34 protein-coding genes are annotated in these 24,050 nt (G+C 53.0%); 31 read left to right on the forward strand and 3 right to left on the reverse strand.

Annotated elements, in window-relative coordinates; translation table 11 throughout:
• The first annotated feature begins 64 nt into the window (after nucleotides 1–64).
• Both ACWAU0_RS10310 and ACWAU0_RS10315 read left to right on the forward strand, forming a co-directional pair.
• Entirely contained in the window at nucleotides 65–586 is a 522-nt protein-coding gene (locus ACWAU0_RS10310) for a phosphatase PAP2 family protein (protein ID WP_445367882.1), read from the forward strand.
• The gene (locus tag ACWAU0_RS10315) at nucleotides 586–1,626 is read left to right on the forward strand and encodes an MJ1255/VC2487 family glycosyltransferase (protein WP_458139218.1); all 1,041 of its coding nucleotides are present in this window, start codon (nucleotides 586–588) and stop codon (nucleotides 1,624–1,626) included. The genes ACWAU0_RS10310 and ACWAU0_RS10315 overlap by 1 nt, the downstream gene beginning before the upstream one ends.
• A 7-nt stretch (nucleotides 1,627–1,633) precedes the next feature.
• Here ACWAU0_RS10315 and ACWAU0_RS10320 read toward each other — a convergent pair whose 3' ends face one another.
• The gene (locus ACWAU0_RS10320; protein WP_458139080.1) at nucleotides 1,634–2,662 is read right to left on the reverse strand and encodes an efflux RND transporter periplasmic adaptor subunit; all 1,029 of its coding nucleotides are present in this window, start codon (nucleotides 2,660–2,662) and stop codon (nucleotides 1,634–1,636) included.
• A gap of 166 nt (nucleotides 2,663–2,828) precedes the next feature.
• Here ACWAU0_RS10320 and gcvH point away from each other — a divergent pair, with 166 nt between their 5' ends.
• From gcvH to ACWAU0_RS10365, 9 genes are all read left to right on the forward strand, one after another.
• Nucleotides 2,829–3,212, forward strand: coding sequence for a glycine cleavage system protein GcvH (gene gcvH / locus ACWAU0_RS10325; protein ID WP_458139081.1), 384 nt, complete (start codon nucleotides 2,829–2,831; stop codon nucleotides 3,210–3,212).
• Nucleotides 3,213–3,221: 9 nt separating this feature from the next.
• Complete coding sequence (locus ACWAU0_RS10330) at nucleotides 3,222–3,581, forward strand: diacylglycerol kinase (RefSeq protein ID WP_033157835.1); 360 nt, start codon at nucleotides 3,222–3,224, stop codon at nucleotides 3,579–3,581.
• Nucleotides 3,582–3,684: 103 nt separating this feature from the next.
• Nucleotides 3,685–4,617, forward strand: a complete 933-nt coding sequence (locus ACWAU0_RS10335) for a carbohydrate kinase family protein (RefSeq protein WP_319961842.1) — start codon at nucleotides 3,685–3,687, stop codon at nucleotides 4,615–4,617.
• Nucleotides 4,614–5,429: a nucleoside triphosphate pyrophosphohydrolase gene (mazG, locus tag ACWAU0_RS10340; protein WP_319961843.1), complete on the forward strand. Its 816-nt coding sequence runs from the start codon at nucleotides 4,614–4,616 to the stop codon at nucleotides 5,427–5,429. Before ACWAU0_RS10335 ends, mazG begins: the two co-directional genes overlap by 4 nt.
• Complete coding sequence (locus ACWAU0_RS10345; RefSeq protein ID WP_523070784.1) at nucleotides 5,422–5,889, forward strand: hypothetical protein; 468 nt, start codon at nucleotides 5,422–5,424, stop codon at nucleotides 5,887–5,889. The genes mazG and ACWAU0_RS10345 overlap by 8 nt, the downstream gene beginning before the upstream one ends.
• A gap of 104 nt (nucleotides 5,890–5,993) precedes the next feature.
• A complete protein-coding gene (msrP, locus tag ACWAU0_RS10350) occupies nucleotides 5,994–6,923 on the forward strand; it encodes a protein-methionine-sulfoxide reductase catalytic subunit MsrP (protein ID WP_319961845.1) in 930 nt (309 codons plus the stop codon).
• Between the two features lie 2 nt (nucleotides 6,924–6,925).
• Nucleotides 6,926–7,558 carry a protein-methionine-sulfoxide reductase heme-binding subunit MsrQ gene (gene msrQ / locus ACWAU0_RS10355; RefSeq protein WP_319961846.1) on the forward strand — a complete coding sequence of 211 codons (633 nt, stop codon included), beginning with the start codon at nucleotides 6,926–6,928 and terminating at the stop codon, nucleotides 7,556–7,558.
• 41 nt (nucleotides 7,559–7,599) lie between these two features.
• Complete coding sequence (locus ACWAU0_RS10360) at nucleotides 7,600–8,115, forward strand: 3'-5' exonuclease family protein (protein WP_319961847.1); 516 nt, start codon at nucleotides 7,600–7,602, stop codon at nucleotides 8,113–8,115.
• Nucleotides 8,116–8,304: 189 nt separating this feature from the next.
• A complete protein-coding gene (locus ACWAU0_RS10365) occupies nucleotides 8,305–8,634 on the forward strand; it encodes a hypothetical protein (protein ID WP_319961848.1) in 330 nt (109 codons plus the stop codon).
• 94 nt (nucleotides 8,635–8,728) lie between these two features.
• Here the strand turns inward: ACWAU0_RS10365 and ACWAU0_RS10370 are convergent, their stop codons facing one another.
• Nucleotides 8,729–9,178 carry a hypothetical protein gene (locus ACWAU0_RS10370; RefSeq protein WP_319961849.1) on the reverse strand — a complete coding sequence of 150 codons (450 nt, stop codon included), beginning with the start codon at nucleotides 9,176–9,178 and terminating at the stop codon, nucleotides 8,729–8,731.
• Between the two features lie 533 nt (nucleotides 9,179–9,711).
• Here ACWAU0_RS10370 and ACWAU0_RS10375 point away from each other — a divergent pair.
• From ACWAU0_RS10375 to ACWAU0_RS10420, 10 genes are all read left to right on the forward strand, one after another.
• Nucleotides 9,712–10,803 (forward strand): hydrogenase small subunit, encoded by a 1,092-nt coding sequence (locus ACWAU0_RS10375; RefSeq protein ID WP_458139082.1) that lies wholly within the window; start codon nucleotides 9,712–9,714, stop codon nucleotides 10,801–10,803.
• Complete coding sequence (locus ACWAU0_RS10380; protein ID WP_458139083.1) at nucleotides 10,803–12,599, forward strand: nickel-dependent hydrogenase large subunit; 1,797 nt, start codon at nucleotides 10,803–10,805, stop codon at nucleotides 12,597–12,599. Before ACWAU0_RS10375 ends, ACWAU0_RS10380 begins: the two co-directional genes overlap by 1 nt.
• A 94-nt stretch (nucleotides 12,600–12,693) precedes the next feature.
• Nucleotides 12,694–12,918, forward strand: coding sequence for a hypothetical protein (locus ACWAU0_RS10385; RefSeq protein WP_129871443.1), 225 nt, complete (start codon nucleotides 12,694–12,696; stop codon nucleotides 12,916–12,918).
• Nucleotides 12,915–13,610: a Ni/Fe-hydrogenase, b-type cytochrome subunit gene (cybH, locus tag ACWAU0_RS10390; RefSeq protein ID WP_033157844.1), complete on the forward strand. Its 696-nt coding sequence runs from the start codon at nucleotides 12,915–12,917 to the stop codon at nucleotides 13,608–13,610. Before ACWAU0_RS10385 ends, cybH begins: the two co-directional genes overlap by 4 nt.
• 89 nt (nucleotides 13,611–13,699) lie before the next feature.
• Entirely contained in the window at nucleotides 13,700–14,386 is a 687-nt protein-coding gene (locus tag ACWAU0_RS10395) for a hydrogenase maturation protease HybD family protein (RefSeq protein ID WP_033157845.1), read from the forward strand.
• Nucleotides 14,386–14,682: a HypC/HybG/HupF family hydrogenase formation chaperone gene (locus ACWAU0_RS10400; RefSeq protein ID WP_033157846.1), complete on the forward strand. Its 297-nt coding sequence runs from the start codon at nucleotides 14,386–14,388 to the stop codon at nucleotides 14,680–14,682. The genes ACWAU0_RS10395 and ACWAU0_RS10400 overlap by 1 nt, the downstream gene beginning before the upstream one ends.
• Nucleotides 14,679–15,095, forward strand: a complete 417-nt coding sequence (locus ACWAU0_RS10405) for a thioredoxin domain-containing protein (RefSeq protein ID WP_033157847.1) — start codon at nucleotides 14,679–14,681, stop codon at nucleotides 15,093–15,095. Before ACWAU0_RS10400 ends, ACWAU0_RS10405 begins: the two co-directional genes overlap by 4 nt.
• A 211-nt stretch (nucleotides 15,096–15,306) precedes the next feature.
• Nucleotides 15,307–15,546: a type II toxin-antitoxin system CcdA family antitoxin gene (locus ACWAU0_RS10410; RefSeq protein ID WP_033157848.1), complete on the forward strand. Its 240-nt coding sequence runs from the start codon at nucleotides 15,307–15,309 to the stop codon at nucleotides 15,544–15,546.
• Nucleotide 15,547: 1 nt separating this feature from the next.
• A complete protein-coding gene (locus tag ACWAU0_RS10415) occupies nucleotides 15,548–15,865 on the forward strand; it encodes a CcdB family protein (protein WP_033157849.1) in 318 nt (105 codons plus the stop codon).
• Nucleotides 15,866–16,358: 493 nt separating this feature from the next.
• Nucleotides 16,359–17,744 (forward strand): KAP family P-loop NTPase fold protein, encoded by a 1,386-nt coding sequence (locus tag ACWAU0_RS10420; RefSeq protein WP_458139084.1) that lies wholly within the window; start codon nucleotides 16,359–16,361, stop codon nucleotides 17,742–17,744.
• A 72-nt stretch (nucleotides 17,745–17,816) separates the two neighbouring features.
• On the opposite strand, the gene ACWAU0_RS10425 is transcribed toward ACWAU0_RS10420, so the two are convergent.
• Complete coding sequence (locus ACWAU0_RS10425; protein ID WP_458139085.1) at nucleotides 17,817–18,116, reverse strand: hypothetical protein; 300 nt, start codon at nucleotides 18,114–18,116, stop codon at nucleotides 17,817–17,819.
• Between ACWAU0_RS10425 and ACWAU0_RS10430 the strand changes: the two genes are divergently transcribed.
• The 10 genes from ACWAU0_RS10430 to hypD all read left to right on the forward strand — a co-directional run bounded on the left by ACWAU0_RS10430 (nucleotide 18,106) and on the right by hypD (nucleotide 24,001).
• Entirely contained in the window at nucleotides 18,106–18,954 is an 849-nt protein-coding gene (locus ACWAU0_RS10430; RefSeq protein WP_033159109.1) for a hydrogenase expression/formation protein, read from the forward strand. The two genes, ACWAU0_RS10425 and ACWAU0_RS10430, sit on opposite strands and share 11 nt — an antisense overlap.
• The gene (locus ACWAU0_RS10435; RefSeq protein WP_033159110.1) at nucleotides 18,951–19,172 is read left to right on the forward strand and encodes a rubredoxin; all 222 of its coding nucleotides are present in this window, start codon (nucleotides 18,951–18,953) and stop codon (nucleotides 19,170–19,172) included. The genes ACWAU0_RS10430 and ACWAU0_RS10435 overlap by 4 nt, the downstream gene beginning before the upstream one ends.
• Nucleotides 19,173–19,174: 2 nt before the next feature.
• A complete protein-coding gene (gene hybE / locus ACWAU0_RS10440; protein WP_458139086.1) occupies nucleotides 19,175–19,636 on the forward strand; it encodes a [NiFe]-hydrogenase assembly chaperone HybE in 462 nt (153 codons plus the stop codon).
• A complete protein-coding gene (locus tag ACWAU0_RS10445; RefSeq protein WP_458139087.1) occupies nucleotides 19,637–20,782 on the forward strand; it encodes a nickel-dependent hydrogenase large subunit in 1,146 nt (381 codons plus the stop codon).
• Between the two features lie 90 nt (nucleotides 20,783–20,872).
• Nucleotides 20,873–21,214 (forward strand): hydrogenase maturation nickel metallochaperone HypA, encoded by a 342-nt coding sequence (gene hypA / locus ACWAU0_RS10450; RefSeq protein WP_020483415.1) that lies wholly within the window; start codon nucleotides 20,873–20,875, stop codon nucleotides 21,212–21,214.
• A complete protein-coding gene (gene hypB, locus ACWAU0_RS10455; RefSeq protein WP_033159113.1) occupies nucleotides 21,214–22,038 on the forward strand; it encodes a hydrogenase nickel incorporation protein HypB in 825 nt (274 codons plus the stop codon). Before hypA ends, hypB begins: the two co-directional genes overlap by 1 nt.
• Nucleotides 22,039–22,094: 56 nt before the next feature.
• On the forward strand, nucleotides 22,095–22,307 hold the full coding sequence (locus tag ACWAU0_RS10460; RefSeq protein WP_033159114.1) for an addiction module protein: 213 nt from the start codon (nucleotides 22,095–22,097) through the stop codon (nucleotides 22,305–22,307).
• The gene (locus ACWAU0_RS10465) at nucleotides 22,304–22,585 is read left to right on the forward strand and encodes a type II toxin-antitoxin system RelE/ParE family toxin (protein ID WP_033159115.1); all 282 of its coding nucleotides are present in this window, start codon (nucleotides 22,304–22,306) and stop codon (nucleotides 22,583–22,585) included. Before ACWAU0_RS10460 ends, ACWAU0_RS10465 begins: the two co-directional genes overlap by 4 nt.
• An 82-nt stretch (nucleotides 22,586–22,667) precedes the next feature.
• Nucleotides 22,668–22,895, forward strand: coding sequence for a HypC/HybG/HupF family hydrogenase formation chaperone (locus tag ACWAU0_RS10470; RefSeq protein WP_033159116.1), 228 nt, complete (start codon nucleotides 22,668–22,670; stop codon nucleotides 22,893–22,895).
• Entirely contained in the window at nucleotides 22,892–24,001 is a 1,110-nt protein-coding gene (hypD, locus tag ACWAU0_RS10475) for a hydrogenase formation protein HypD (RefSeq protein ID WP_033159117.1), read from the forward strand. Before ACWAU0_RS10470 ends, hypD begins: the two co-directional genes overlap by 4 nt.
• Nucleotides 24,002–24,050: the final 49 nt, after the last annotated feature.

Genomic DNA, 24,050 nt, shown 5'->3' on the forward strand with positions numbered 1-24,050 from the left:
ACGATTTCCAACTGCTGCGTGAAGATCGCGGTCGACGCGCGCGGCAAACAACGAGGGCCAGACCATGAAGCTGATTTACTCCATTCATAAGTACGACGTGACGATGTTTACCTGGTTGAACAGCGTTGCCATTCATGCCTACCTAGTGCGCTTTTGCCGCATGATTTCCCGCACCGCCGACGGTTTGCTGTATGTGCTTCTCGCGGCTTGGCTGTATTGGGATCAAGGCAGCAACGATGCGTTGTTACGCGCCATGATATTAGCGTTTCTAATCGAAAGACCGGTCTATACGCTGCTAAAAAAAGGCTTTAAACGCAACCGTCCGCAACAAGCGCTGCAGGATTTCCAGAGCGTGATTACGCCATCGGACCAATTCAGTTTTCCCTCCGGACATACTTCGGCCGCATTCATGGTGGCAACCTTAGTGGGCTATTTCGCGCCTGCGTTGCTGCCGGTTCTTTATGTTTGGGCCGCGCTGGTCGGTTTTTCCAGAGTGGTTTTGGGCGTGCATTTTCCCACCGACACGCTGATGGGCGTGGTCTTGGGGGTTGGCGCGGCAATTTTTAGTCTCAATTACATTTTATGATGAAAATTTTTTATGGCGTGCAAGGCACGGGCAATGGTCATATCACCCGCGCCCGAGTGATGGCGAAAGAACTGTATGCGGCGGGTTTTGATGTGACCTTCCAATTTACCGGCCGGCCGGCGGACAAATATTTCGATATGGAGGTGTTTAATGGTTACCAAGTCAAAACCGGCTTGACCTTTAACACCCACAACGGCCAGGTCAGCTACGTGAAGACCGCGTTGGATGCCAGTCCGATCCGTTTTATCAGAGACATCAACAGCCTGGACTTAAGTGCTTACGATTTGGTGATCAGCGATTTCGAGCCGGTCACAGCCTGGGCGGCAAAGCGGCAAAAGAAAAAAGTCTTGGGTATCGGCCATCAATACGCCTTTGGACACAAAATTCCCCGGGCCGGCGGCGATCCGATTGCCGAGCAGGTGATGAAGTATTTTGCCCCGGCGGACATCGGCATAGGTCTGCACTGGCACCATTTCGGCCAACCGATTTTGCCGCCGATTATCGAAACCCCGGAGTTTCCGCAAAATACCCAAGCCAATAAGATTGTGGTGTATTTGCCTTTCGAAGATCCGCAAGTGGTGGTTAAGCTGCTGTGCCCATTCGAAAATTTTGAGTTTCATGTTTACTCGCCGGAACCGGCGGTGTCGAAATATCCGCACATCGTTTGCAAGCAACTGTCCAGAGCAGGTTTCCAGCGGGATTTGTACGATTGCGCCGGCATCATCAGCAATGCCGGCTTCGAATTGGCCAGCGAGTCCTTGCAATTGGGCAAGAAGATTTTGGTCAAGCCTCTGCACGCGCAAATGGAGCAGATCTCCAACGCCGAAGCATTAAAACAACTGGGCTACGGCCATACGATGTTTGATTTGGATGACGCGGTGATCGAGGACTGGCTGCACAATCCGCATGCGGTGCATGTCACCTATCCCAATATCGCTAAAGTGATCGTGCAGTGGCTCCAGGATGGCATGCCGGCGATGGATGCGGAGTTTACTGAGCGGGTGTGGGAATCGGTCCAGGTGCTGCAGATACAACACTAGGCCGGCGCTAATCTTTATCTTCGTCGGGTATCAGTCCTTTCAACTGCTGCGATAACAGCGTTTGCGCGCCAGTGGTGACGATTTCTTCGCCGGGCCGCAAATCGTCGGCCACGAAATAACCTTGGCTAGTGCTGCTGTATTGCTTGAGCGGCCGGCGAATGAAATGCTCGGCATCGGTTTTGATAAACACAAAAGCTTGGCCCAGATGCCAGACCAAGGCTGGTTGCGGGATATTGACGCCGCTACTGGCTTGGCCGCCCTCCGGAACCCAGGCGGTGATGTGGGTGCCGAACGGCAGTTGGCAGTCCGCACACTTGAAAAAATAACGCGGACCTTGCGATACCGGATCCACTTGCGGGGCGGCGGAAATCAGCTCGGCAGGCAAGGCAGCTTGGCGCTGGCCGCGTTCGTGGATATGAATAAGTTTGACGCCGGGATCGAGCCGGCTATTCGCGGGCAGGGTGATTTGCAGTAACTGGGCGCGATGTTCCAGCAGTTGCATGGCGTTTTTATCCTGAGCATGGGTAAACCAGTTGCTCAGGGTGTCGCCCCACACTAGGCGGCTGTTGGCTGCTATGAGTTGCTGCTGATAGCTGTTGGCAGCCAGATTGGCTTTGTCCGCCTGCCAGATAGCTTGCTGTTCCTGCAAGCGGCGGGTGGAAACGATGTCCTGTTGATGCAGGTCGCGGGTGCGGTTCAGGTTTTGCGCCGCTTCGCTGTAACGGGCTTGGGCGCTGTCTTGCTGGGCGCTGGCGGCCAGGAATTGCTGGCGGATGCTCAGCAGTGGTTCCGGATTGACCACCGTGCCGTAAGCGGCAAATTCGGGTGTTTGTTTAACCGCTATCAGTGTTTGGGTTTGAATGCCGGCTAGCTTTTGCGCGGCGCTGTTCAGCTGTAACACGTCGCCGGCGGCGTTGCCGTCGGCCGGTTTAGTTCGGTCGGTGCTTGTGGGGGCGTTGTCATCGTCCGCCCTGGCGGCGGTCGGAGTCAGGCTAACAAAGCCAAGCCAGCCTGCTAGGAAAAGTGCTATGCGCATGAATTTTGTTGAATGTAGTTTGACGTCTTAATGGCCGAACTTGTTGTAAGTGCTTCCCATAGAGTCGGGATTATAAAGTTTGGGCTGGCGTCTGTAATTTTTTGTTGTGTTAAAAAAATAGCCGGTTATCCTTTCGGATTACTGTGACGGCTTGAGGGAAATGCAAATGAGTGAAACACCTGAAAATTTGAAATATGCGCAAACCCATGAATGGGCCAAGCTGGAAGACGGCAATCTGGTGCGCGTCGGTATCACCGACTTCGCGCAGTCCGAATTGGGCGACATAGTTTTTATCGGCTTGCCGGATGTGGGTCGGGTCGTGAAGGCTGGCGAACAACTGGCTGTGGTGGAATCGGTCAAAACCGCTTCCGATTTGTTCAGCCCGGTCAGCGGCAGCGTGGTTGAAGTCAACGAAGCGGTGACGGACGAGCCGGAGTTGGTAAACGACGGCGCGTATCAAACCTGGCTGTTTGCCATCCAAGCCGATAACCCGGCGGAACTGGAACAATTAATGGATGCCGATGGTTATCGGACCCTGATCGAGGAGTAGGAATAAATAATGGCAAATCAAAATGCAAAGGGACTTAAGCGGCTGATTAACGCCTGCTTTTTTTCGGTCGCCGGTTTCAAAGCCACCTGGCAGCATGAGGAAGCATTTCGCCAGGAAGTGGCCTTGTTCGTGGTCACAACGCCGCTGGCGATCTGGTTGGGGCAAACCGCTATCGAAAAAGTCTTGTTAATCGGCAGCGTGGTTTTGGTGTTGCTGGTGGAGTTGCTGAATTCCGCGGTAGAAGCGGTCGTGGACAGGGTTGGTTTCGAACATCACGAGCTATCCGGACGCGCCAAGGATATAGGTTCGGCGGCAGTCATGTTGTCCTTGATTTGGGCCGGCGTGACCTGGGCGTTGATTCTTTTGTAAGGGATAAAGACAAGGAGAGCGGTTGATTTTGTCGCTTTCGTCTTGTGCCTGTTTCAAACATCCGTTACCTTAGGGCGGCTAAAATCGTCAAACAAGGATAATAATGAGTGCATTGATCTGTGGCTCCATGGCCTACGACACCATCATGGTGTTTCACGACAAATTTAAACATCACATCCTGCCAGAGAAAGTTCACATGCTTAACGTGTCTTTCCTGGTGCCGGCCTTGCGCCGCGAATACGGCGGCTGCGCCGGCAACATTGCGTATAACTTGAAACTGTTGCAGGAAGAGCCGTCCATCATGGCGACCGTCGGCCACGATTTCGAACCCTACGCCCAATGGCTGAGCCAATGCGGCATCTCCAGCCGTTATATCAAGGTGCTGGACGATCATTACACCGGTCAAGCCTATATCACCACCGATGTAGACGATAACCAAATCACAGCTTTCCATCCCGGTGCCATGAGTTTTTCGCATTTAAACACCGTGCCGGCCGACTCGGGCATTACCATTGGTATCGTCTCCCCGGACGGTAAGCAAGGCATGCAAGAGCACGCCCAGCAATTCGCCGAGCAAGGCATTCCGTTTATTTTCGATCCCGGCCAAGGCATGCCGATGTTCGATGGCGAAGAATTGTTGGCGTTCCTGGAACTGGCTAATTACGCCACCTTTAACGACTATGAGTCGGAGTTGATGCAGCAGCGCACAGGCCTGACGTTGGAGCAAATTGCCGAAAAAGTCGACGCCTTGATCATCACCTTGGGCGGTAACGGTTCCAAGGTATACACGCGCGGCGAAGTGATCGATATTCCGCCCGCCAAGCCCAAACAACTGCTGGACCCCACCGGCTGCGGAGACGCTTATCGGGCTGGTCTGCTGTATGGTCTGATCAACGATTACGATTGGGATGTTACCGGGCGGATTGCTTCACTGTTGGGCGCGATCAAAATTGAGCACAATGGCACCCAGAACCACACCTTCACGATGGCGGAGTTCAAAAAACGCTATCAGGATACCTTTGGTTCGACGTTTTGAGTTTGACTAAAACCCAGGAATTGCTGGCGTTGATGGTCCGCTTGCGCGACCCGGAGAGGGGTTGCGCCTGGGACGTCAAGCAGGATTTCCATAGCCTGATTCCCTACACCATCGAAGAAGCTTACGAGGTGGCCGACGCCATCGAACGTAACGATTTCGACGATTTACGTGGCGAATTGGGTGACCTGTTGCTGCAAGTCGTGTTTCACTCGCAAATTGCCGATGAGCGCGGTTTGTTCGATTTCGAGCAAGTCGCGGCGGCAATTAGCGAAAAGCTGGTGAGTCGGCATCCGCATGTGTTTGCCGAGGTTAAATTCGATACCGATGAGCAGCGCCAGCAAGCCTGGGACGAGGCCAAAGCGCAAGAACGCCGTTTGAAACAGCCTGCGCAGCACACCGAAAGTGTGTTGGCCGGCGTCGCGCAAAGCCTGCCGGCCCTGGTGCAGTGCGAGAAAATCCAAAATCGTGCCGCTAGCCACGGTTTCGATTGGCCGGAAACCGAGCCGGTATTCGACAAAGTGCGCGAAGAGCTGCAGGAAGTCCACGAAGCCTGGCAATCCGGCGATCAAGCGCATGTCCAGGAAGAAATCGGCGATTTGCTGCTGGTGGTTGTCAATCTGGCTCGGCACCTGAAAGTCAACCCGGAAATCGCCTTGCGCGAAGCCACTAAAAAATTCACCCGCCGCTTCAATTACATCGAAAAGCAAGTGGAAGCCTCCGGCCGAGAGCTGCGCGAATGCGAATTGGCGGAACTGGATGGCTTATGGGACGAAGCCAAGCGTCATTTAAAGCAATTGCAGCCCCATGGCTAGTTTGCGTAGGAGCGATGTCAGTCGCCTAATACACCTCAGTTTGCTTTTTAGCGTTTGGGCATACAGTGAAACAGCCGCGGCCGAATTATTGGGCACAATCTCGGACGACACCGCGCCGGTTGTTAAGCCGTTAGAGCCTAAAACCGGTAAAAACGACGACCGGAAAATTATCTATCGAGTCATTTGCTCGTCTGAAGACCAAGATTTACCCGACTGCGACCGGTCAGCCGTTGATGACGGCAACGACGCTGCCACATTGCCGATGCCGGATTTACCGCCGGATAGTGCAGACCTGGCAGAGCAGTCTGCGCAAACTGACGCCGCGAAACTGACAGCGGAGGAAAAACCGCAGCAATCCGCGCATAAAAAAGCCGCCAAGCTCAGTAAGTCCGCAAAAAAGACGGCCACAAAAAAGGCGACAGCTAAAAAGTCGGACAGCAAGAAAAAGCCACATAAATAGAGCGCGGATGATCATAGCAAAGCCCATGGCCTGATTTTGCCGCAAGCGGAACTGCCGGCCCGGTTTACGGTCGAGTGGTTCTAAACTTTTTAAGAGGCGTCCCCATGAAACTTCCCGGCATCCCCGCAATTCCCGTTTCCGAAATCACGCCACGCGAGTTGTTTTACCAGCGCCGGCATTTTATGCAATTGGCACTCGGCGGCTCTGCCGCGTTGTTGGCGGGAGCTGCGGTTGGCGGGGAAAAACTTACCAGTAGTCTTTCCGAGGCTTACGGCCTGACCGATAAATTGACGCCTCTGGAAGACGTCAGCCAATACAATAATTTCTACGAATTCGATACCAGCAAGGAAGGTCCGGCAAAAATGGCCGGCCGCCTTAAAACCCGGCCCTGGACGGTGAGTGTAGAAGGCGAAGTCCGCAAACCCAAACAATTTGCCATCGAAGATTTGCTGAAATTGGCACCGATGCAGGAGCGCATTTATCGCCTGCGTTGCGTGGAGGCCTGGTCGATGGTGATTCCCTGGTTGGGTTATCCTTTAGCGGAGCTGCTGAAACAAGTGGAACCGACCAACGAGGCGCGTTATGTGGAATTCGTCAGCCTGCACGACCCCGAGCAAATGCCCGGTCAACGGCGGGCGGTATTGGAGTGGCCGTATCGGGAAGGCCTGCGCATCGATGAAGCCATGCATCCCTTGGCTTTGCTGACTTTTGGTTTGTACGGCGAAGTGTTACCTAATCAAAACGGCGCGCCGGTACGTATTGTCGTGCCGTGGAAATACGGTTTCAAAAGCGCCAAATCCATCGTCAAGATTCGTTTGCTCAAGCAGCAGCCGACCACCAGTTGGATGCAGGCGGGTCCAAACGAATACGGCTTTTATGCCAACGTCAACCCGGAAGTCGATCATCCGCGCTGGAGCCAAGCCAAGGAGCGCCGCTTGGGCGAGTTTCTAAAACGGCCGACCTTGCCGTTCAATGGCTATGCCGAGCAAGTAGCCAGTTTGTATGCCGGGATGGATTTGGCTAAAAATTTTTGATTGTGAATTGGAAAACGCTTGACGATAGTCACCTGCGGCGTCTAAAACCGCTGGTGTTTTTGGCGGCTTTACTGCCCCTGGGGTTATTGCTGACGGCGGCCTGGCAAGATCAATTGGGTGCTAATCCCATCGAAAAAATCACCCACAATACCGGTTATTGGACCTTGACGTTTTTGCTGATCAGTCTCGGCGTCACGCCGCTGCGGCAGCTAAGCGGCGCAAATTGGCTGGTCCGGCTCAGGCGGATGCTGGGCTTGTTTGCATTTTTTTATGCTTGCCTGCATTTTTCGACGTATTTGGTGTTGGACCAGTTTTTCGATTGGTCGGCTATAGCCAAGGACATCCTGAAGCGCCCATACATTACCGTGGGCTTTGCGGCGTTTGTGCTACTGATTCTGCTGGCGGTAACCTCTACCAACGCCATGCAGCGCCGGCTCGGCGGCGAAAACTGGAAACGCTTGCACCGTTTGGTTTACCCGATTGCCGCGGCCGGCGTGGTGCATTTTGCTTGGCTGGTCAAAAAAGATCTGAGCCGGCCCTTGCTGTTCGGCGGCATACTGGTTTTGTTACTGGCTTTGCGCTGGTTTTATAAAATTAAATCGGCCCGTTTACGTCGATCTTATTCGTCGATTTAGGCTAGGCTTACACGTTTTACGATTTGCAAAGGGATGCTCAGTTGCAAACCATCAGACCGAATGTCATCGATTTTGAAGCCTCCGGGTTTGGCTTCGATAGTTATCCCATCGAAGTAGGCGTGGTATTGGGAAACGGGCAAAAATATTGCGCGCTGATCAAGCCGGCCAGCGATTGGACTCACTGGGATGCGCAGGCTGAGCGCGTGCATGGCCTCAGTCGGGAGATCTTAATCAATTGTGGAAAACCCGTCGCCCTGGTGGCCAGCGAATTGAATGATTTTTTAGCCGGTAAAACGGTGTATAGCGATGGCTGGGTGGTCGATAAGCCATGGTTATCTCGCTTGTTCTTCCGCTGCGGCGTACAGCCGGGTTTTTATCTCAGCGCCCTGGAAATGATATTAAAAGAAGCGCAGATGGATATCTGGAGCCAAACCAAACGGCAAGTGATGCAGGATATGGCCTTGTTGCGGCATCGGGCCAGTACCGATGCCTTAATCATTCAGGAAACCTATGCCCGTACCCGGCAATTGATCAGCGGTGGCTTAGCGCCGGCTTGATCTTGGATTGATTGTTAAAATTCGCCTCTTGGCGCGTAACGAATCTGCCTAAAGTTGATAACTGGCCTTGGCCTTGATAGCCTATGCCGCCGGTCGAAGCTTAGCGGCCTATTTGGCGGAAAAGATTTAGAGCCAGGGTTGGCGCCAACCCGATAATTATAATAAACGAGAAAATCGAGAGCTCGCATCATGAAACTGGAAACCCAATTTAGCAATCAGCAACTCAAACGCATCAACGTTCAGGGCATTTTGTATATGTGTTCCTGTCCGTCGCAGGTTGGCGGACAAATCGATAGCTTGCGCAAGCTGTTCGACTATCAGGCCAATTGCTCCGAGCGCAGCGGCAGCGAGGTGCAAACCAGAGTACATCAGCGCATTGCCGATGCTACCCAGAAAGCCCATTTGATCATGGAAGAATGCCTGAAAGATGTGCTGGAGCTGGAAGGCTGGGATCCGGAAACCCTGGAAATGCCGGCCGGTCTGCGGACCTTGCTGGAACAAGAAATAGACGGCGAATAAGCCAGGGCCGGCAGTTCCTTTGCAGGGAATGTGGGCGGATGAATCTCTAAGCTAGGGGGTTATTTATCCGAACGGCGGGCGCGAGGCACTTTCCTCATTGCCCGTATTTCTTTTCCAATTCCCGAGACAGGGCGTCGGCTTCTTCATCGGACATATTTTCCAATTCCTGCAGGCTTTTGCCGGTCACTTGTTTTACCGCCGCCGCGCCTTGGCCTTGGCTAAGCGCACTGCGAGCTTCCTGAGCCAAGCGATTGGCCTCGTCTGTGGTTTGTTTGATCTTGGCGTCGTACAAACGATTCACTTCCGCATCCGATTTACCCTTGGCCGCTGCGCCGAGGTTTTTGCGCTTGCTGTCCATCATTTCCCGATTGCCTTTGGCGTTGGCCTCGTCGACCATTTTTTGCGCCTCGCGTTCTCTGGCTTGTTCGGCGCGCTGCGTGGCCTCCCGCTGTGCTTGTTCTTGCGCTTCCAGTTCCGGGTCCCAATCGGCCAGGGCATTGGGATTAAAAATCGTCAGTAACATGAGCAAGATGACGCGGTTCATAAGAGATCTCCTGGCGATGCGGTGGAACGGACTTCGGTGCCGTCTCTGCTTAACTATTTTGGGTTAATCCAGTCTTGAGGACGGTTATTCACTTTAGTGGCCTACGCTCTGGCCTGTCAACCAAATGCGGCATAGGTTTTCGAAGGCTTCATTCTCAAAGTTATCTGTATGTCGTATTTCCGGCAATCGTTGTGTGGTTTTGTTGAGTTTGTTGGTTAGCAGACAGAGGCTAAGCCGAGTTAAACCCTAAAAGTCTTACGAATGCAAAGGTTTTAACGTTGTCCTATGGCCGGCATGGATGTTGCACCGGGTAAGCGGGGCAATGCCGGTAGCGGAAGGCTGTTGGTGCTGCAACTCGAATAATAACAATCAAACGTTTTCAACCGTCCGGGAGTAGCTCGGTCGGAACAGCTGCGGGGGCGGCTTTGAAAACTTGCTGTTGAAGCTACTGGATAACAACAATCAACGCCCAGACTCGCGTGGTGTCGTCAAGCCAGTCACTTCGATTAGCCATAACGACGACTGGAGTATCCATGATCGAAACCTTTTACGATGTGATGCGCCGACAAGGCATCACCCGCCGCAGTTTTCTGAAATTTTGCAGTTTAACAGCTGCCTCGCTGGGCTTGTCTCCAGCATTTGCGCCGAAAATTGCCCATGCGATGGAAACCAAGCCGCGCATCCCGGTGTTGTGGCTGCACGGTCTGGAATGCACCTGCTGCTCGGAATCCTTCATCCGTTCCGGCCATCCCTTAGCGAAAGACGTGATCTTGTCGATGCTGTCCTTGGATTATGACGACACCATCATGGCCGCCGCCGGCCATAACGCCGAAGCCATCGTCACCGAGATCGTCGAAAAATACAAAGGCAACTACATCCTGGCCGTGGAAGGCAATCCGCCGCTGGCCGAAGATGGCATGTATTGCATCATCGGCGGCAAGCCCTTCGTTGATCAGCTGAAATACGCCGCCGAGAGTTGCAAAGCCATCATTTCTTGGGGTTCCTGCGCGTCCTGGGGTTGCGTACAGGCCGCCAAACCCAATCCAACCCGCGCCACGCCGGTCCACAAAGTACCCGGCTTGGCCGACAAACCCATTATTAAAGTCCCTGGTTGTCCGCCGATTGCCGAAGTGATGACCGCTGTGGTGGCTTATCTACTAACGTTCGACAAACTGCCAACCCTGGACAAACAAGGCCGGCCGCAGATGTTCTACAGCCAGCGCATCCACGACAAATGCTATCGAAGGCCGCATTTCGACGCCGGCCAGTTTGTCGAGCAATGGGATGACGAAGCCGCCCGCCAAGGCCACTGCCTGTACAAAATGGGTTGCAAAGGGCCGACCACTTATAACGCCTGCTCCACGGTGAAATGGAACGAAGGCACCTCGTTTCCGATTCAATCCGGCCACGGCTGTATCGGCTGCTCCGAAGACGGTTTCTGGGATAAAGGCAGCTTTTACGACCGCCTAACCGGCATCAGTCAATTTGGTATCGAAGCCAACGCCGATATGGTTGGTGGCACCGCCGCCGCGATTGTCGGTGCCGGCGTCGCCGCGCATGCCGGTTTGACGGCTTTGAATAACGCCAAACAAGCCGGGGATAAACAACCAGGAGCGCAGCAATAATGACAGTTCGAAACACCCCCAACGGTTTTAATTTAAACGATGCCGGCCGTCGCGTCGTGGTCGATCCGGTGACCCGCATCGAAGGCCACATGCGCTGCGAAGTCAATATCGACGACGACAACATCATCCGTAACGCCATTTCCAGCGGCACCATGTGGCGCGGGCTGGAAGTAATTTTAAAAGGCCGCGACCCGCGCGACGCCTGGGCCTTCGTACAGCGTATCTGCGGCGTTTGCACCGGCACCCACGCCTTGACCTCGGTGCGGGCGGTCGAAGATGCGCTGAAAATCAAGATCCCGGAAAACGCCAACTCGATCCGCAACATCATGCAGTTAAGTTTGCAGTCTCACGATCACTTGGTGCATTTTTATCATTTGCATGCCTTGGATTGGGTGAATCCGGTCAATGCCTTGAACGCCGACCCGGTAGCAACCTCGGCCTTGCAACAGCAAATTTCGCCCAGCAATCCCAAATCCTCGCCCGGTTATTTCCGCGATACGCAAAATCGCTTGAAAAAGTTTGTCGAATCCGGCCAGCTCGGCCCGTTCAAAAACGGCTACTGGACCAATCCAGCCTATTTACTGCCGCCGGAAGCCGATTTGCTGGCGGTCACGCATTATCTGGAAGCGCTGGATTTTCAAAAAGACATCATGAAAATCCGCACCATCTTCGGCGGCAAAGATCCGCATCCGAATTGGCTGGTAGGCGGCGTGCCGTGCGCAATCAATCTGGACGGCGTTGGCGCGGTCGGCGCGGTCAATATGGAGCGCTTAAACCTGATTTCGTCGATTATTGACCGCACGATTACTTTTATCGACCAAGTCTATATTCCGGATCTACTGGCGATTGCTCAATTCTACAAAGGCTGGATGTATGGCGGTGGTCTGGCCGGTGCCAGCATGCTGTCTTACGGCGATATTCCGGATAAGGCCAACGATTATTCCGCCGCTAATTTGCTAATGCCGCGCGGTGCGATCATCAACGGTGATCTGACGAAAGTCCACGAAGTCGATTTGACCGACCCCGAGCAAATTAAGGAATTCGTGCCGCACTCCTGGTACAAATATCCAGACGAAGCGCTGGGCCTACATCCCTGGGACGGCATCACCGAACCGAACTACAAAATCGGCGCCAAAACCAAGGGCGACCGCACCAACATTCAGGAACTGGACGAAAGCGCTAAATACTCCTGGATCAAAGCCCCACGCTGGCGCGGCCATGCCATGGAAGTGGGTCCGTTGGCGCGCTATGTGATCGGCTATGCCCAAGGCAACAAAGAAATAACCGAGCAAATCAATTTTGTTCTAAAAACCCTGGACGTGCCTGTCAGCGCCTTGTTCTCCACCTTGGGCAGAACTGCCGCGCGTGGTCTGGAAGCGCAATGGGCCGCCGGCAAGATGCGTTATTTCATGGACAAGCTGATGAACAATTTGAAAGCCGGCGATTTAGCGACCGCCAACGTCGAACGCTGGGACCCTGAAACCTGGCCGAGCAGCGTCAAAGGCGTCGGTTTCACCGAAGCCCCACGGGGCGCTTTGGGTCATTGGCTGAAAATCGAAGACACCAAGATCGCCAACTACCAATGCGTGGTGCCGACCACCTGGAACGGTTCGCCGCGCGACGAGCAAGGCAATATCGGTGCGTTCGAGGCTTCGTTGATGAACACTAAAGTCGAGGTGCCGGACGAACCGGTGGAAATTTTGCGCACGCTGCATAGTTTCGACCCTTGTCTGGCTTGCTCAACGCATGTGATGAGTCCGGACGGTACGGAATTGACACGGGTGAAAGTCCGATAACCATAAAAATGTAGGGCGGATAAGCGTAGCGCATCCGCCTTTTTCAAATTCCATGGTGGATGCGTTTGCCTTATCCACCCTACCGGGAGAGCTTATGAACAAAATATTGCCATCCATCGCCTTGTTACTGGTTTTCGGCCAAGCCGAAGCCCACAGCCACCCCGGCATCGATGCCTTGACGCACAGCCTGGAACATATGCTGACCGCTTACTCGGCCTGGCTGCCGCATCTGTTTACAGCAGTTTTATCGATAGCGGCGGCAGCACTGCTGCGTAGCCTTTGGCTTCGCAGCAAAGCATTGGGCCGGAGACCGCAATGAGCGCACCACTCGCTCCGGTTTACGTTTACGAACTGCCGGTTCGACTCTGGCATGCTATCAATGCGCTGGCGATCACCGTGCTGGCTGTAAGCGGCTATTTGATCGCATCGCCATTATCTTCAACGGTCGGCGAAGCCTCCGAGCATTTTCTGATGGGCTATATTCGCTTCGCGCATTTTGCCGCGGGCTATGTGTTGGCGATCGGTTTACTGGGGCGTTTGTACTGGGCCTATGCGGGCAACGAACATGCTCGGCAGATCTTTCTGCCGCCCTTGCTGCAAGCGCATTTTTGGGACGGCGTTTTGCAGGAACTGTTGTGGTATGCGTTTTTGACCAAAGCACCGCGCCACTACATCGGTCACAACCCGCTGGCAATCTTGGCGATGCATTTTGTATTGGTGTGGGGTTCCTTGTTCATGATCTTCACCGGCTTTGCCTTGTATGGCGAAGGCGAGGGGCAGGGCAGTTGGCAATATGCGCTGTTCAGTAGTTGGTTGCTGCCGCTGTTCGGCGACAGTCAAACCGTGCACACCTGGCACCATCTGGTGATGTGGTTCATCGTCTGTTTCGTGCTGATTCATATTTATGTCGCGGTGCGCGAGGACAAATTATCCGGGCAGAGCATGCTGTCCACCATTGCGACCGGCTGGCGGACCTTTAAAGATGACAAGCCGGTGGACGATGCGCATTAAATTCGTAGGGTGGGCACTGTTTTGGTGCCCACGCGGAACAGAACGGTGGGCACTTAATTGTGCCCACCCTACGCTTGCCTGAGCGAGCTATGGCAAATACTCCAGCCAACATCCTGCTACTCGGCATCGGCAACCTGCTTTGGGCCGACGAAGGCTTTGGCGTGCGCGTTATCGAACATCTGCAAAAACACTACCGTTTTCCGGATAACGTGCAAGTGGTGGACGGCGGTACGCAGGGCGTCTATCTGATCGAGCATGTCCAGGCGGCGGATGTATTGGTGGTATTTGATGCGGTCGATTATGGTCTGCCACCGGCCACCATGAAGCGCGTTGAAAATGACGAGGTGCCGAATTTCCTCGGTGCCAAGAAAATGAGCCTGCATCAAACCGGTTTTCAGGAAGTATTGGCGCTGGCGCAAATGCTGGGTGAATATCCCCAGCATTTATTGCTGATTGGCGTGCAGCCGGAAGAACTAGAAGATTACGGCGGCAGCCTGCGGCCCGCCGTCAAAGCGCAAATTCAACCGGCTATCGAGATGGCTCTGTCTTATCTGCAAAGGTTCGGCGTCGTTGCTGAGTGCGTGGACACACCGCAAGCATTGGCCGACCCGATCTTGAATATCCAACGCTACGAACAAGAACGGCCGTCGCCCGAACAAGCCTGTCGGTTGGGTGACGAACGTATCGTGTTATCCGCGGCTTTTGAGGTGAAGCTGCCGCCGGCTTCTGACCTGCCCAGTCTGCAAGTCGATGTCGATTATCGGGGCAAATACTGATGTGTATCGGCATCCCCATGCAAGTCATAGAACCGCGCGGCGATTCGGCACTTTGCGAGTATCGCGGCCAAACCACGCTGATTGACATGATGTTGGTGGGCGAACAAGTCGCCGGCACTTGGTTGCTGGTGTTTCTAGATGCTGCCCGGGAAGTCATCTCCGCAGAGCGCGCCGCACAAATCGCCGATGCCTTAGAAGCCATGCGCTTAGCCATGCAAGGCGAAACCAATTTCGATCATTTATTCGCCGACCTAGTCGACCGTGAACCCGAACTGCCGGAATTTTTAAGAACATGAGCACGCCCTTGCTGGAACAATTGCAAACCCGCCACGGCCTGCCGCTGCTGGATGCCGAGAGTTACGACAACTTTATTTACGGCCACGACACCGTGGTGCTGTTCTTTGCCAACGATCCGTTGCTGTTCCCGGAAAGCCACGATCTGGCCGTGATTTTGCCGGAGCTGTTAAAAGCCTTTGCCGGGCGCTTGCACGGTGCGCTGATCGATAAATCCATCGAACGCGAGTTACAGGCTAGGTTTAGATTTACCAGTTGGCCGTCCTTGGTGTTTTTGCGCGGCGGCGAGTATTTGGGCGTGATTACCGGGATCAAAGATTGGGCGGAATACGGGCAGGAGTTTGCCAGGATTTTGGCCTCCGAGCCGGGGCAGCCGCCGGGGTTTGATCTGGGTAAGGTTTGTGGTGCTGGGTAGGCTTAGTTAGTTTTTGAAGTCGCTTGCTATCGGCGCTTTAAGGCGTTGCGTAATTCAGCGGTCTGATTTCTTCTCCCCTTGGGAGAGCGCTAGGGTGAAGGGAATCTCACCGGCTCTTTAACAATTTGGTGTCACTATTGCGCAGTACTCCAACAGTCTTTATGTTGGAGTACAATGCGCATGCTAAAGCCATATTCATGGAGACAACATCATGGCAGTCACGAACAGCGCCTCAAAGAAAGCCACCAATATCACCTTGTCTGCCGATGTGCTGGCCGAGGCCAAGGCATTGAATATCAATATTTCGCAGGCCTGCGACCGACATCTGCGCGAGTTAGTGCGCGGCGAAAGAGAAAGGCGTTGGCAGCAAGAGCATGCCGAGTTTATCGCAGCCTACAATCAAACGATTGAGCAAGACGGTTTGCCGCTAGACGAATGGCGGTCTTTCTGACATGGCGCGTTTCGATGTTTACCGCAATAGCAGTGCAACGTCTGACGACGTACCGTATCTGCTAGATGTGCAAAGCGATGTCTTGAGTTCTCTGGACAGCCGAGTCGTCATACCGCTGCGCCGGCTTGATCGCTTTCCGGCAGTCAAGTTACCCACTAATTTGAGCCCGATTGTGGTGGTCGATGGTCTTGAGTGTGTGTTGGAAACGCCGAAATTGGCAGCTGTTCCGGCTCGGATTTTGAAATCACCGATTATGTCGTTGGAAGCGCAGCGGTTTGAGATTGGGGCAGCGTTGGATTTTTTGTTTCAGGGGTTTTGAGTTTTAGGTGTCGCTATCGCGACGGATGTTTTGAAGTCGGGTCTCGGCCCGACGGCCGAGATATTTTCTTTTGCTTGGCCAAAAGAAAGTATCCAAAGAAAAGGCCACCCGACATTCCACCTCAATCCTGTGCTTTTACGAAAACCATCCATGGTTTTCGCCCTCCGGGCTAGCCTATCGGCTGTTCAAATTTGCTCCAGGCAAATTTGTCGCTTTTGGCGAGGGTTTTCGGAAGGGGCTTCCCAGCCCATCCGAAAACGAGCGGCATCCCTGCCGCTCCCCTGCGGGCTAATCTCGCCAAAAGCTGCGATGCTCGGGGCGGAATAACGGGAACAGTCCACTCCAACGGTTATTGTGCGCAGCAAAGATTTTTTGGTAGGCTGGGTTGGAGCGACAGTGTAAACCCAGCTATGGCCTATATCGCTGGGTTTCGCGTTGCTCTACCGAGCCTACAGACTTAGCCAAAAATTGTTCGATAACAGGTAAGTTTTAAATGAATATAGAAATTATAGAAGGAAACCCATTTGCAAATGATGAATTAAATCGAAAAGGGAGTGCAGAAGTACTCACGCAGTTTGTACTATCTGCTGATAAATCTCTTGTTATTTGTATTGATGCACCATGGGGACAAGGAAAAACAACATTTTTGCGAATGTGGGAGCAGCATTTAAAAGACAATAAAATTCCTACAATTTATTTCAATGCTTGGGAGAATGATTTTACTGATGACGCACTAGTGTCTTTGATTGGGGAAATTGGTTTTGCTATTGATAAATTGGCTGAGCATGGTGATAGAGAAAAAGCCTATGAGTATTTGGATACGGCAAAAAAACTAGGCGTTGGACTGTTAAAAAAAAGCATTCCAGTTGCTGCCAAGATTCTGACTGCCGGAGCGCTCGACCTGGATCAAGTAACAGAACAGGCTATTTCCACGCTCTCAGAAGCTGTAGCCAAAGAGCAATTAGAAAAATATGAAAAGTCAAAAGTTAGCTTGAAAGCATTTAGAAATTCGTTGAAAAATTTGGCTTCAAGTTTTGCGGCTACTAATGATAAAAAACCATTAATTTTTATTATTGATGAGCTTGATCGTTGTAGGCCTAATTTTTCAATAGAACTTTTGGAAAAAGCAAAGCATTTTTTCAATGTTGAAAACATAGTTTTTGTTCTAGGGGCAGACAAAGATCAATTAAGCCATTCGATCAAGGCAGTTTATGGGACAGGGATCGATGCGAATGGGTATTTAAGAAGATTCATAGATTTTGATTACTTGTTGCCTCCACCAGAGAAAAATGTTTTTGTAAAATCATTATTTAAAAATTATGGATTTTATGAGTATTTTAATTCAAGGCTGTCACCATCAATTAAATATGATGGGGAGCAGGCGCTCAGCATGTTTTCTGATTTGTTTGAAATATTCAGGCTAACGCTACGTGAGCAGCAACATTGCTGCTCACTTTTAAATGTTTGCATAAAGACAACTCCAAATAGTCAAAAGTTGTTTCCAATATTTCTATGTTTTTTGATTGTCCAAAAAATTAAAAATCCACATATTTATAAGCAGATTGTGAGCGACCATATAAAACCGGAATTGGTAGTTGAAGTGATATCTGAAGCGCCAGGCGGGAAAGCTTTATTGGAATCGAATTATGGTATGGCATTGGAGGCTTATATCGTTTCGAGCAACTCCGAAAAATATGAGCATAATAATATTGTAGAAAGATATCGAGCCGTAAAGGATTTTTCAACTACAACCGAAGCTGAAAAACAAAGGGTAACTTGGATAGCAGATTTAATTTCCGGACATGATTGGGATGGAGGGAAAAGAACACTTGGATTGCTAATAAATAAAATGGAGGTGGCTTCAAGATTTAAAGCTTAGTTTATGAGTTTTAAGGTCGGAAGGTGCACTCTTTATTTGTATTTCTTTAGTTAGCGGAACGTTTTATTCCCGTTATTCCGCCCCGAGCATCGCAGCTTTTGGCGGGAATAGCCCGATAGGGGAGCGGCAGGGATGCCGCTCGTTTTCGGAGGGCCAGGGATGGCCCTTCCGAAAACCCTCGGCAAAAGCGAGAAGCGCAGGATTAAGGCGGAATACCGGGTGGCTTTTTCTTTGAATACTTTCTTTTGGCCACGCAAAAGAAAGTATTTCGGCTGTCGGGCCGAGACCCGACATGCAAAACCAGCCTCGCGATAGCGACACCAATAAAACAAACACCCCGAAACCAACAAACAACCAAAACATGACCAGCATATCCCTCCCAATTTTCGGCCAAGGCAGCCAACCCGCCGAGGAAGACGGCGTCGAACTCGACTATCTGGCGATGCCGGAAGAAATGACGACCTATCGGATGCCGACGATTTCGGTGGACTTGAATGCGGCCGATCTGGCGCAGGCCAAAACCGCCTTGCAGCAACTGGAACAGGATTTAGCCGCGTACCCGGCAAACAGCCAAACCATAGACTTGATAAGCCTAGACCAAACCAATCGCCAGTTCGTCGACGAACTGCTCGGCGAAGGCGAAGTCAGCATGCTGTGTAACGGCGCGCAAATCCTGCGGATTCAGGAATCGGTGCTGGCCGGCGTCTGGCGTTCGCAGCGTCTGGATGGGCAAAAACAGATCGTTACTGACACCTTGGAAGTCGGCATCATCCCTCAAGACATCTTGCAAACCGCATTCGCCGATGCAGCTAAACACATCGACGCCGACATGAGCGCCTTACCGGACGGCGTGATGAACGCGCCGCCGCTGCTGGCGGAGTTGAATGCCAAAATCGCCGAGTATCAACCCGGTGCCGAAGCGCATATCATCAACCTGAGTTTGCTGCCACAAACCGAGCAGGATTTGACCTTACTGGAACAGCGTCTGGGGAAAGGTGCGGTGACGATTTTGTCGCGCGGTTACGGTAACTGCCGGATCGACGCTACCGCCACCCGCAATGTCTGGTGGGTGCGGTATTTTAATTCGCAAGACACGTTAATCCTGAATACCCTGGAAGTCAGCGAGGTGCCGAACGTAGCTTGCGCGTCGGCGGAAGACATCGCCGACAGCCACCAGCGTTTGCAGGAAATTTTGCAGGTGTATTTGTGAACGAAGGCTTTTTCGCCGGGGCTTATGGCGGCGATGCCTCGCGCTTGCCGGCGGAGGCCAAGCTGGAATGCAAGATTTGCTGGCATGTTTACGATCCGGCCGAAGGCGACGCCATCTGGCAAGTGCCGCCCGGCACGGCCTTTGCCGATTTGCCTGACCATTGGACTTGCCCGCAATGCGGCGCGCCCAAACAAGGTTTTTTGGTGCTGGACGACTAAGCATGCACTGCCAGGACAGTGAGCAGATTCGGCAAACGCTGGAAGCGGTGTTTAACGACATCCTGGCCCAACGGATGCGCGACATGCCGGTGCTGAATCCGGTATTGGCGGTGCGGGCGCTGGGTTTTGACCGCTACCACGCCGATTGGGTGGGGGTGTTGATTACGCCTTGGTTTATGAACCTGTTGCTGCTGCCAGGCGCGGATAGCCAATGGCCGACGCAAGCGCCAGGAACCAAGTTTGACCAGGCTTTTCCGTACGGCAGTTTCGAATTTGTCGTCGCTGATGAACGGCAACTGGGTCGGTATGCGCAATGTTCGCTATTTTCGCCGATGTTTCAATTTGCCGATCAGGCGGCGGCCGTGGCGGCTGCGGAAAGCGCATTGCAAGCTTTGCTCGCCACTCCTGCGCCGCGCGCGATCAGCCGCCGTGATTTGTTGCGCGGCAATTTGGTAAGGCCTTAAGTGACGCCGGCGGGCGAGGTTACTATCGAACTGACGCATCAAGCCGGCCAGGTCGATTCGGTGACGATAGCTTCAAGCCGGCCCGAGGCGGCGCGAGCCTTGGTCGGTAAAACCCCGGAGCAGGCGTTGAGCATGGTGCCGCTGCTGTTTTCTTTATGCGGCAATGCCCAGGCCTACGCCTCACTATTGGCTTGCCGCGCCGCCTTGGGGTTGGCTGCCGAGCCGGAAGCCGACGCCGCTCGGGATTGCTTGGTGCAACTGGAAACCGTGCGTGAACATGCTTGGCGGGTATTGCTGGACTGGCCGGCTTTATTGGGAAGGTCCGCAGATAAAGCCGCTATGGCGGCCTTATTGAAACTGGATAGGCAATTTAAAGCCTGTTTGTTTGCGGATGGCGAGGCGTTTAGCTTGGATAGCCGCTTGCAGATTGATGTGTCGGGTTTTAACGGCTTGAGCGCCGAGCTGACTGACTTAATCGATCACGCGATTTTCGGCGGTGACTTAGGCCGATTTCTGGCGATTTCCGACGAAGCGCATTTGCGAGACTGGTTGGATAAAAATACAGGATTGGCAGCGCAACTACTGAATGCTGTATATCAACGCGAATGGCCGGCGCTGGGGAACAGCCTAGTGGTGGGTTTGCCGGAATTGGAGCCGGCCGAACTGAACAGGCAGATGCAAAACACGGATCTATTGGTCTTCTGTCGGACGCCACAGTGGCTGGGTCGCTGTTTTGAGACGACGCCATTGAGTCGTCAGCAAGCGTCGCCCTTGCTCGCGGATTTGCGTAGCCGTTACGGCAATGGTTTGTTGCTGCGCTTTGTTGCCGTGTTAATGGAAGTGGCTGTAATCCCGCGGGAAATAACAGCAATGGCTGGCATGATGTCGGCGACCGCCGGCGATGGCCTTGGTCTGGCCCAAGTCCAAGCCGCGCGCGGCTTATTGATTCATCGCCTGGAGTTGCGCCAAGGCAGGGTGTACGATTACCGCATAGTGGCTCCGACCGAATGGAATTTTCATCCGGACGGTGTCTTGGCACAGGGTTTAATGGCTTTGCAGGCGGCCGATGCCGATGATTTGCGGCAGCAAGCGGAATGGTTAATTCATGCGGTGGACCCTTGCGTGGCCTATCGGGTGACATCGTAAAACAGTAGGGGACGCACCGCTTACCATCCGACAGTTTGACAGGTACGCTGTGCGTACCCTACGGCTGGCAAATATTGACTGGTAACCATCATGCACGAAATGTCGCTCTGCGAGAGCGTGTTACAGATTATCGAACAGCAGGCCAAGGCCCAGCAATTTGCCAAGGTCAAAACCGTGTGGTTGGAGATTGGCGCCTTGTCGGGCGTGGAGCCGGAGGCGATGCAGTTTAGTTTTGAAGTGGTGATGCAAGGCTCGTTGGCCGATCAGGCCCGCTTGGAAATTATCGACGTGCCGGGTGTGGCATGGTGCATGCCCTGCGGCTGCGAGGTGCTGGTGAGACAGTTATACGACGAATGTCCGCACTGCGGTAGTCATCAATTACAGATCGTCGACGGCGATCAAATGCGAATTAAAGAACTGGAGGTAGAGTAATGTGCGGCGTATGCGGCTGCGGCGAGGGCCATACCCACTCGCACGACGAATCAAACGATCACGAGCATGCTCATGATCACCACCACGGTCATGAGCATGGCCATCATCATCACGAACACAGCGCGGAACACGCGCACGCGCCGGGTTTAACCCAAGCGCGGATGGTGCAGATCGAGCAGGATATTCTGGCCAAGAACAATCGTTATGCCGACGAAAACCGCCGCTATTTCAGCGAGCGCGGCATGCTGGCTTTGAATCTGGTGTCCAGTCCCGGCTCCGGCAAGACCACGCTGTTGACTGAAACCATTCTGCGTTTGAAAGACGAGTTGAGCATCGCGGTTATTGAAGGCGACCAACAAACCGCGCGAGATGCCGACCGCATTCGCGCCACCGGCGTGCCGGCGCTGCAAATCAACACCGGCAAGGGCTGTCATTTGGACGCGCATCGGGTCGGTCATGGCTTGGAAAGTCTCAATTTGCCTGAGCATAGTCTGCTGTTCATTGAAAACGTCGGCAATCTGGTGTGCCCGTCAGCGTTTGACTTGGGCGAAGCGCACAAGGTGGTGATCCTGTCGGTCACCGAAGGCGAGGACAAACCAATCAAATATCCGGACATGTTCCATGCCGCCGATTTGATGATCTTAAACAAAACCGATTTGCTGCCGTATCTGGATTTCGACAGCGCGCAATGTATCCAGTACGCGAAACAAGTTAACCCGCGCATCAAGGTCTTGTCGCTATCGGCCAAGACCGGCGAAGGCATGGACAACTGGCTGACCTGGCTGAGGGCGGAGATGGCTTTGCAGCGGATTGAGTATGCTTAAATCACTATGCGGTAAGATTTTTTCTGACCGTTTACCTTCATTTTCGAGGAAAGGATATGCCGGCTAGCCAAGAAATTTACCAACAAATCAGGCACTTAATGCCATTGGAGAAATTGCGTTTAGCAGAGATGTTGCTTGCCGATCTGGATGCGCCGAATCCGGAAATCGATGCTGTCTGGCGCGACGAGGCGCAAAAACGTTGGCAAGGCTATAAAGATGGCAAGCTAAAAACAGTCAGTTATGAAGCGGTTATGCAGAAATATAAATGAAGGTTGAATTTCTCGAAGCCGCGCAAGCCGAGCTCGAACTGGCCTTTGAATGGTATGAAATACAGCAAAATAATCTAGGTCTACAGTTTTTACACGAGTTCGATGCAATTACCGCGTATCCAAAATCCTATACTTTGATTGGCAATGAGATAAGACGCTGCCTGATAAAACGTTTTCCGTATGGTGTTTTGTACGGCCTTGATGAAGGAAAAGTTATCGTAATTGCAGTAGCGCATTTGCATCGAAAACCTGATTATTGGATGGAAAGAATTGGGTAATAAGGTCTCAACCTGAAGCCCTCATGCAAAAAGTGATGCTAAAGCAAGCGCCGAATTAATCTACAACATCAACAATCAGCTTATGTGCCTAGCCCTCCCTGCCCAAATTACCGACATTGATTTTTCAACACAGATGGCGACGGCGTCAGTGGACAACGTCAAAGTGGAAGTGTCGCTGGCCTTGGTCGATGATGTGAAAGTCGGCGACTATGTGCTGGTCCACGTCGGTTATGCGCTGAATAAAATCGACGAGGACGAGGCCCTGAAAACTTTGGCCTTGTTTGCGGAAGCCGGTCTAACCGCCTCATGAAATACATCGACGAATTCCGTCAGCACGATCTGGCCCAGCAACTGGCTAACAGCATTGCGCAAACCGTCAATCCGGACCGCCATTACCGGCTGATGGAGTTTTGCGGCGGCCATACCCACGCGATTTTTCGTTATGGCGTGCAGGATTTAATGCCGAGCAATGTCGAGTTCATTCACGGCCCCGGTTGCCCGGTGTGTGTGTTGCCAACGGGACGCATCGACAACGCGATTCAATTGGTCGAACAGCACAACGTAATCCTCTGCACTTATGCCGATCTGATGCGGGTGCCGGGCGGCGGCAGACAAAGTCTGCTCAAAGCCAAGGCGGCCGGCGGCGATATTCGCATGGTTTATTCCACCCAAGACGCCTTGAAAATCGCCCGGGATAACCCGGACCGGCAAGTGGTGTTTTTTGCGATTGGTTTTGAGACCACTACGCCGCCGACTGCCGTTGCCATTAAACAGGCACAGGCCGAAGGACTGACTAATTTCTCAGTGTTTTGTAACCATGTGCTGACGCCGGCCGCGATGCAAGCCATTTTGGATGCGCCGGAGCCGGTACAAATCGACGCCTTTCTCGGCCCGTCGCACGTCAGCAGCGTGATCGGCAGCAAACCCTATGAAGCCTTTGCTCAGGATTACGCCAAGCCCATCGTCATCGCCGGTTTCGAGCCGCTGGACGTGATGCAATCGGCCTTGATGTTGATCCGCCAACTCAATGCCGGTCAGCATACAGTGGAAAACGAATACAGCCGGGCAGTGACCCGCGACGGCAATGTCAAAGCCCAAGCCTTGATGGCCGAGATATTCGAGTTACGGCCGCACTTTGAATGGCGCGGTTTGGGGTTGATCCCCCATAGCGCGTTGAAACTAAAAGCCGAATATGCTGAGTTCGACGCCGAACAGCGCTTCCGTATGCCGGCTATCCAAGCTAGCGACGTCAAGGGCTGCGAGTGTCCGGCCATCCTGCGCGGAGCCAAAAAACCGCAAGATTGTAAATTGCTGGGCACGGTCTGCACCCCGGAAAACCCGATGGGCTCGTGTATGGTGTCGTCGGAAGGGGCTTGTGCGGCGTATTGGAGTTACGGGCGGGTGAGGCAACGTTAGGAAAAGCGGGCGCTATTTAACGCCCGCTTGGGTGGCCCGTGTTTAGCGG

It is taken from the genome of Methylomonas sp. Uni0009 (assembly GCF_054188105.3).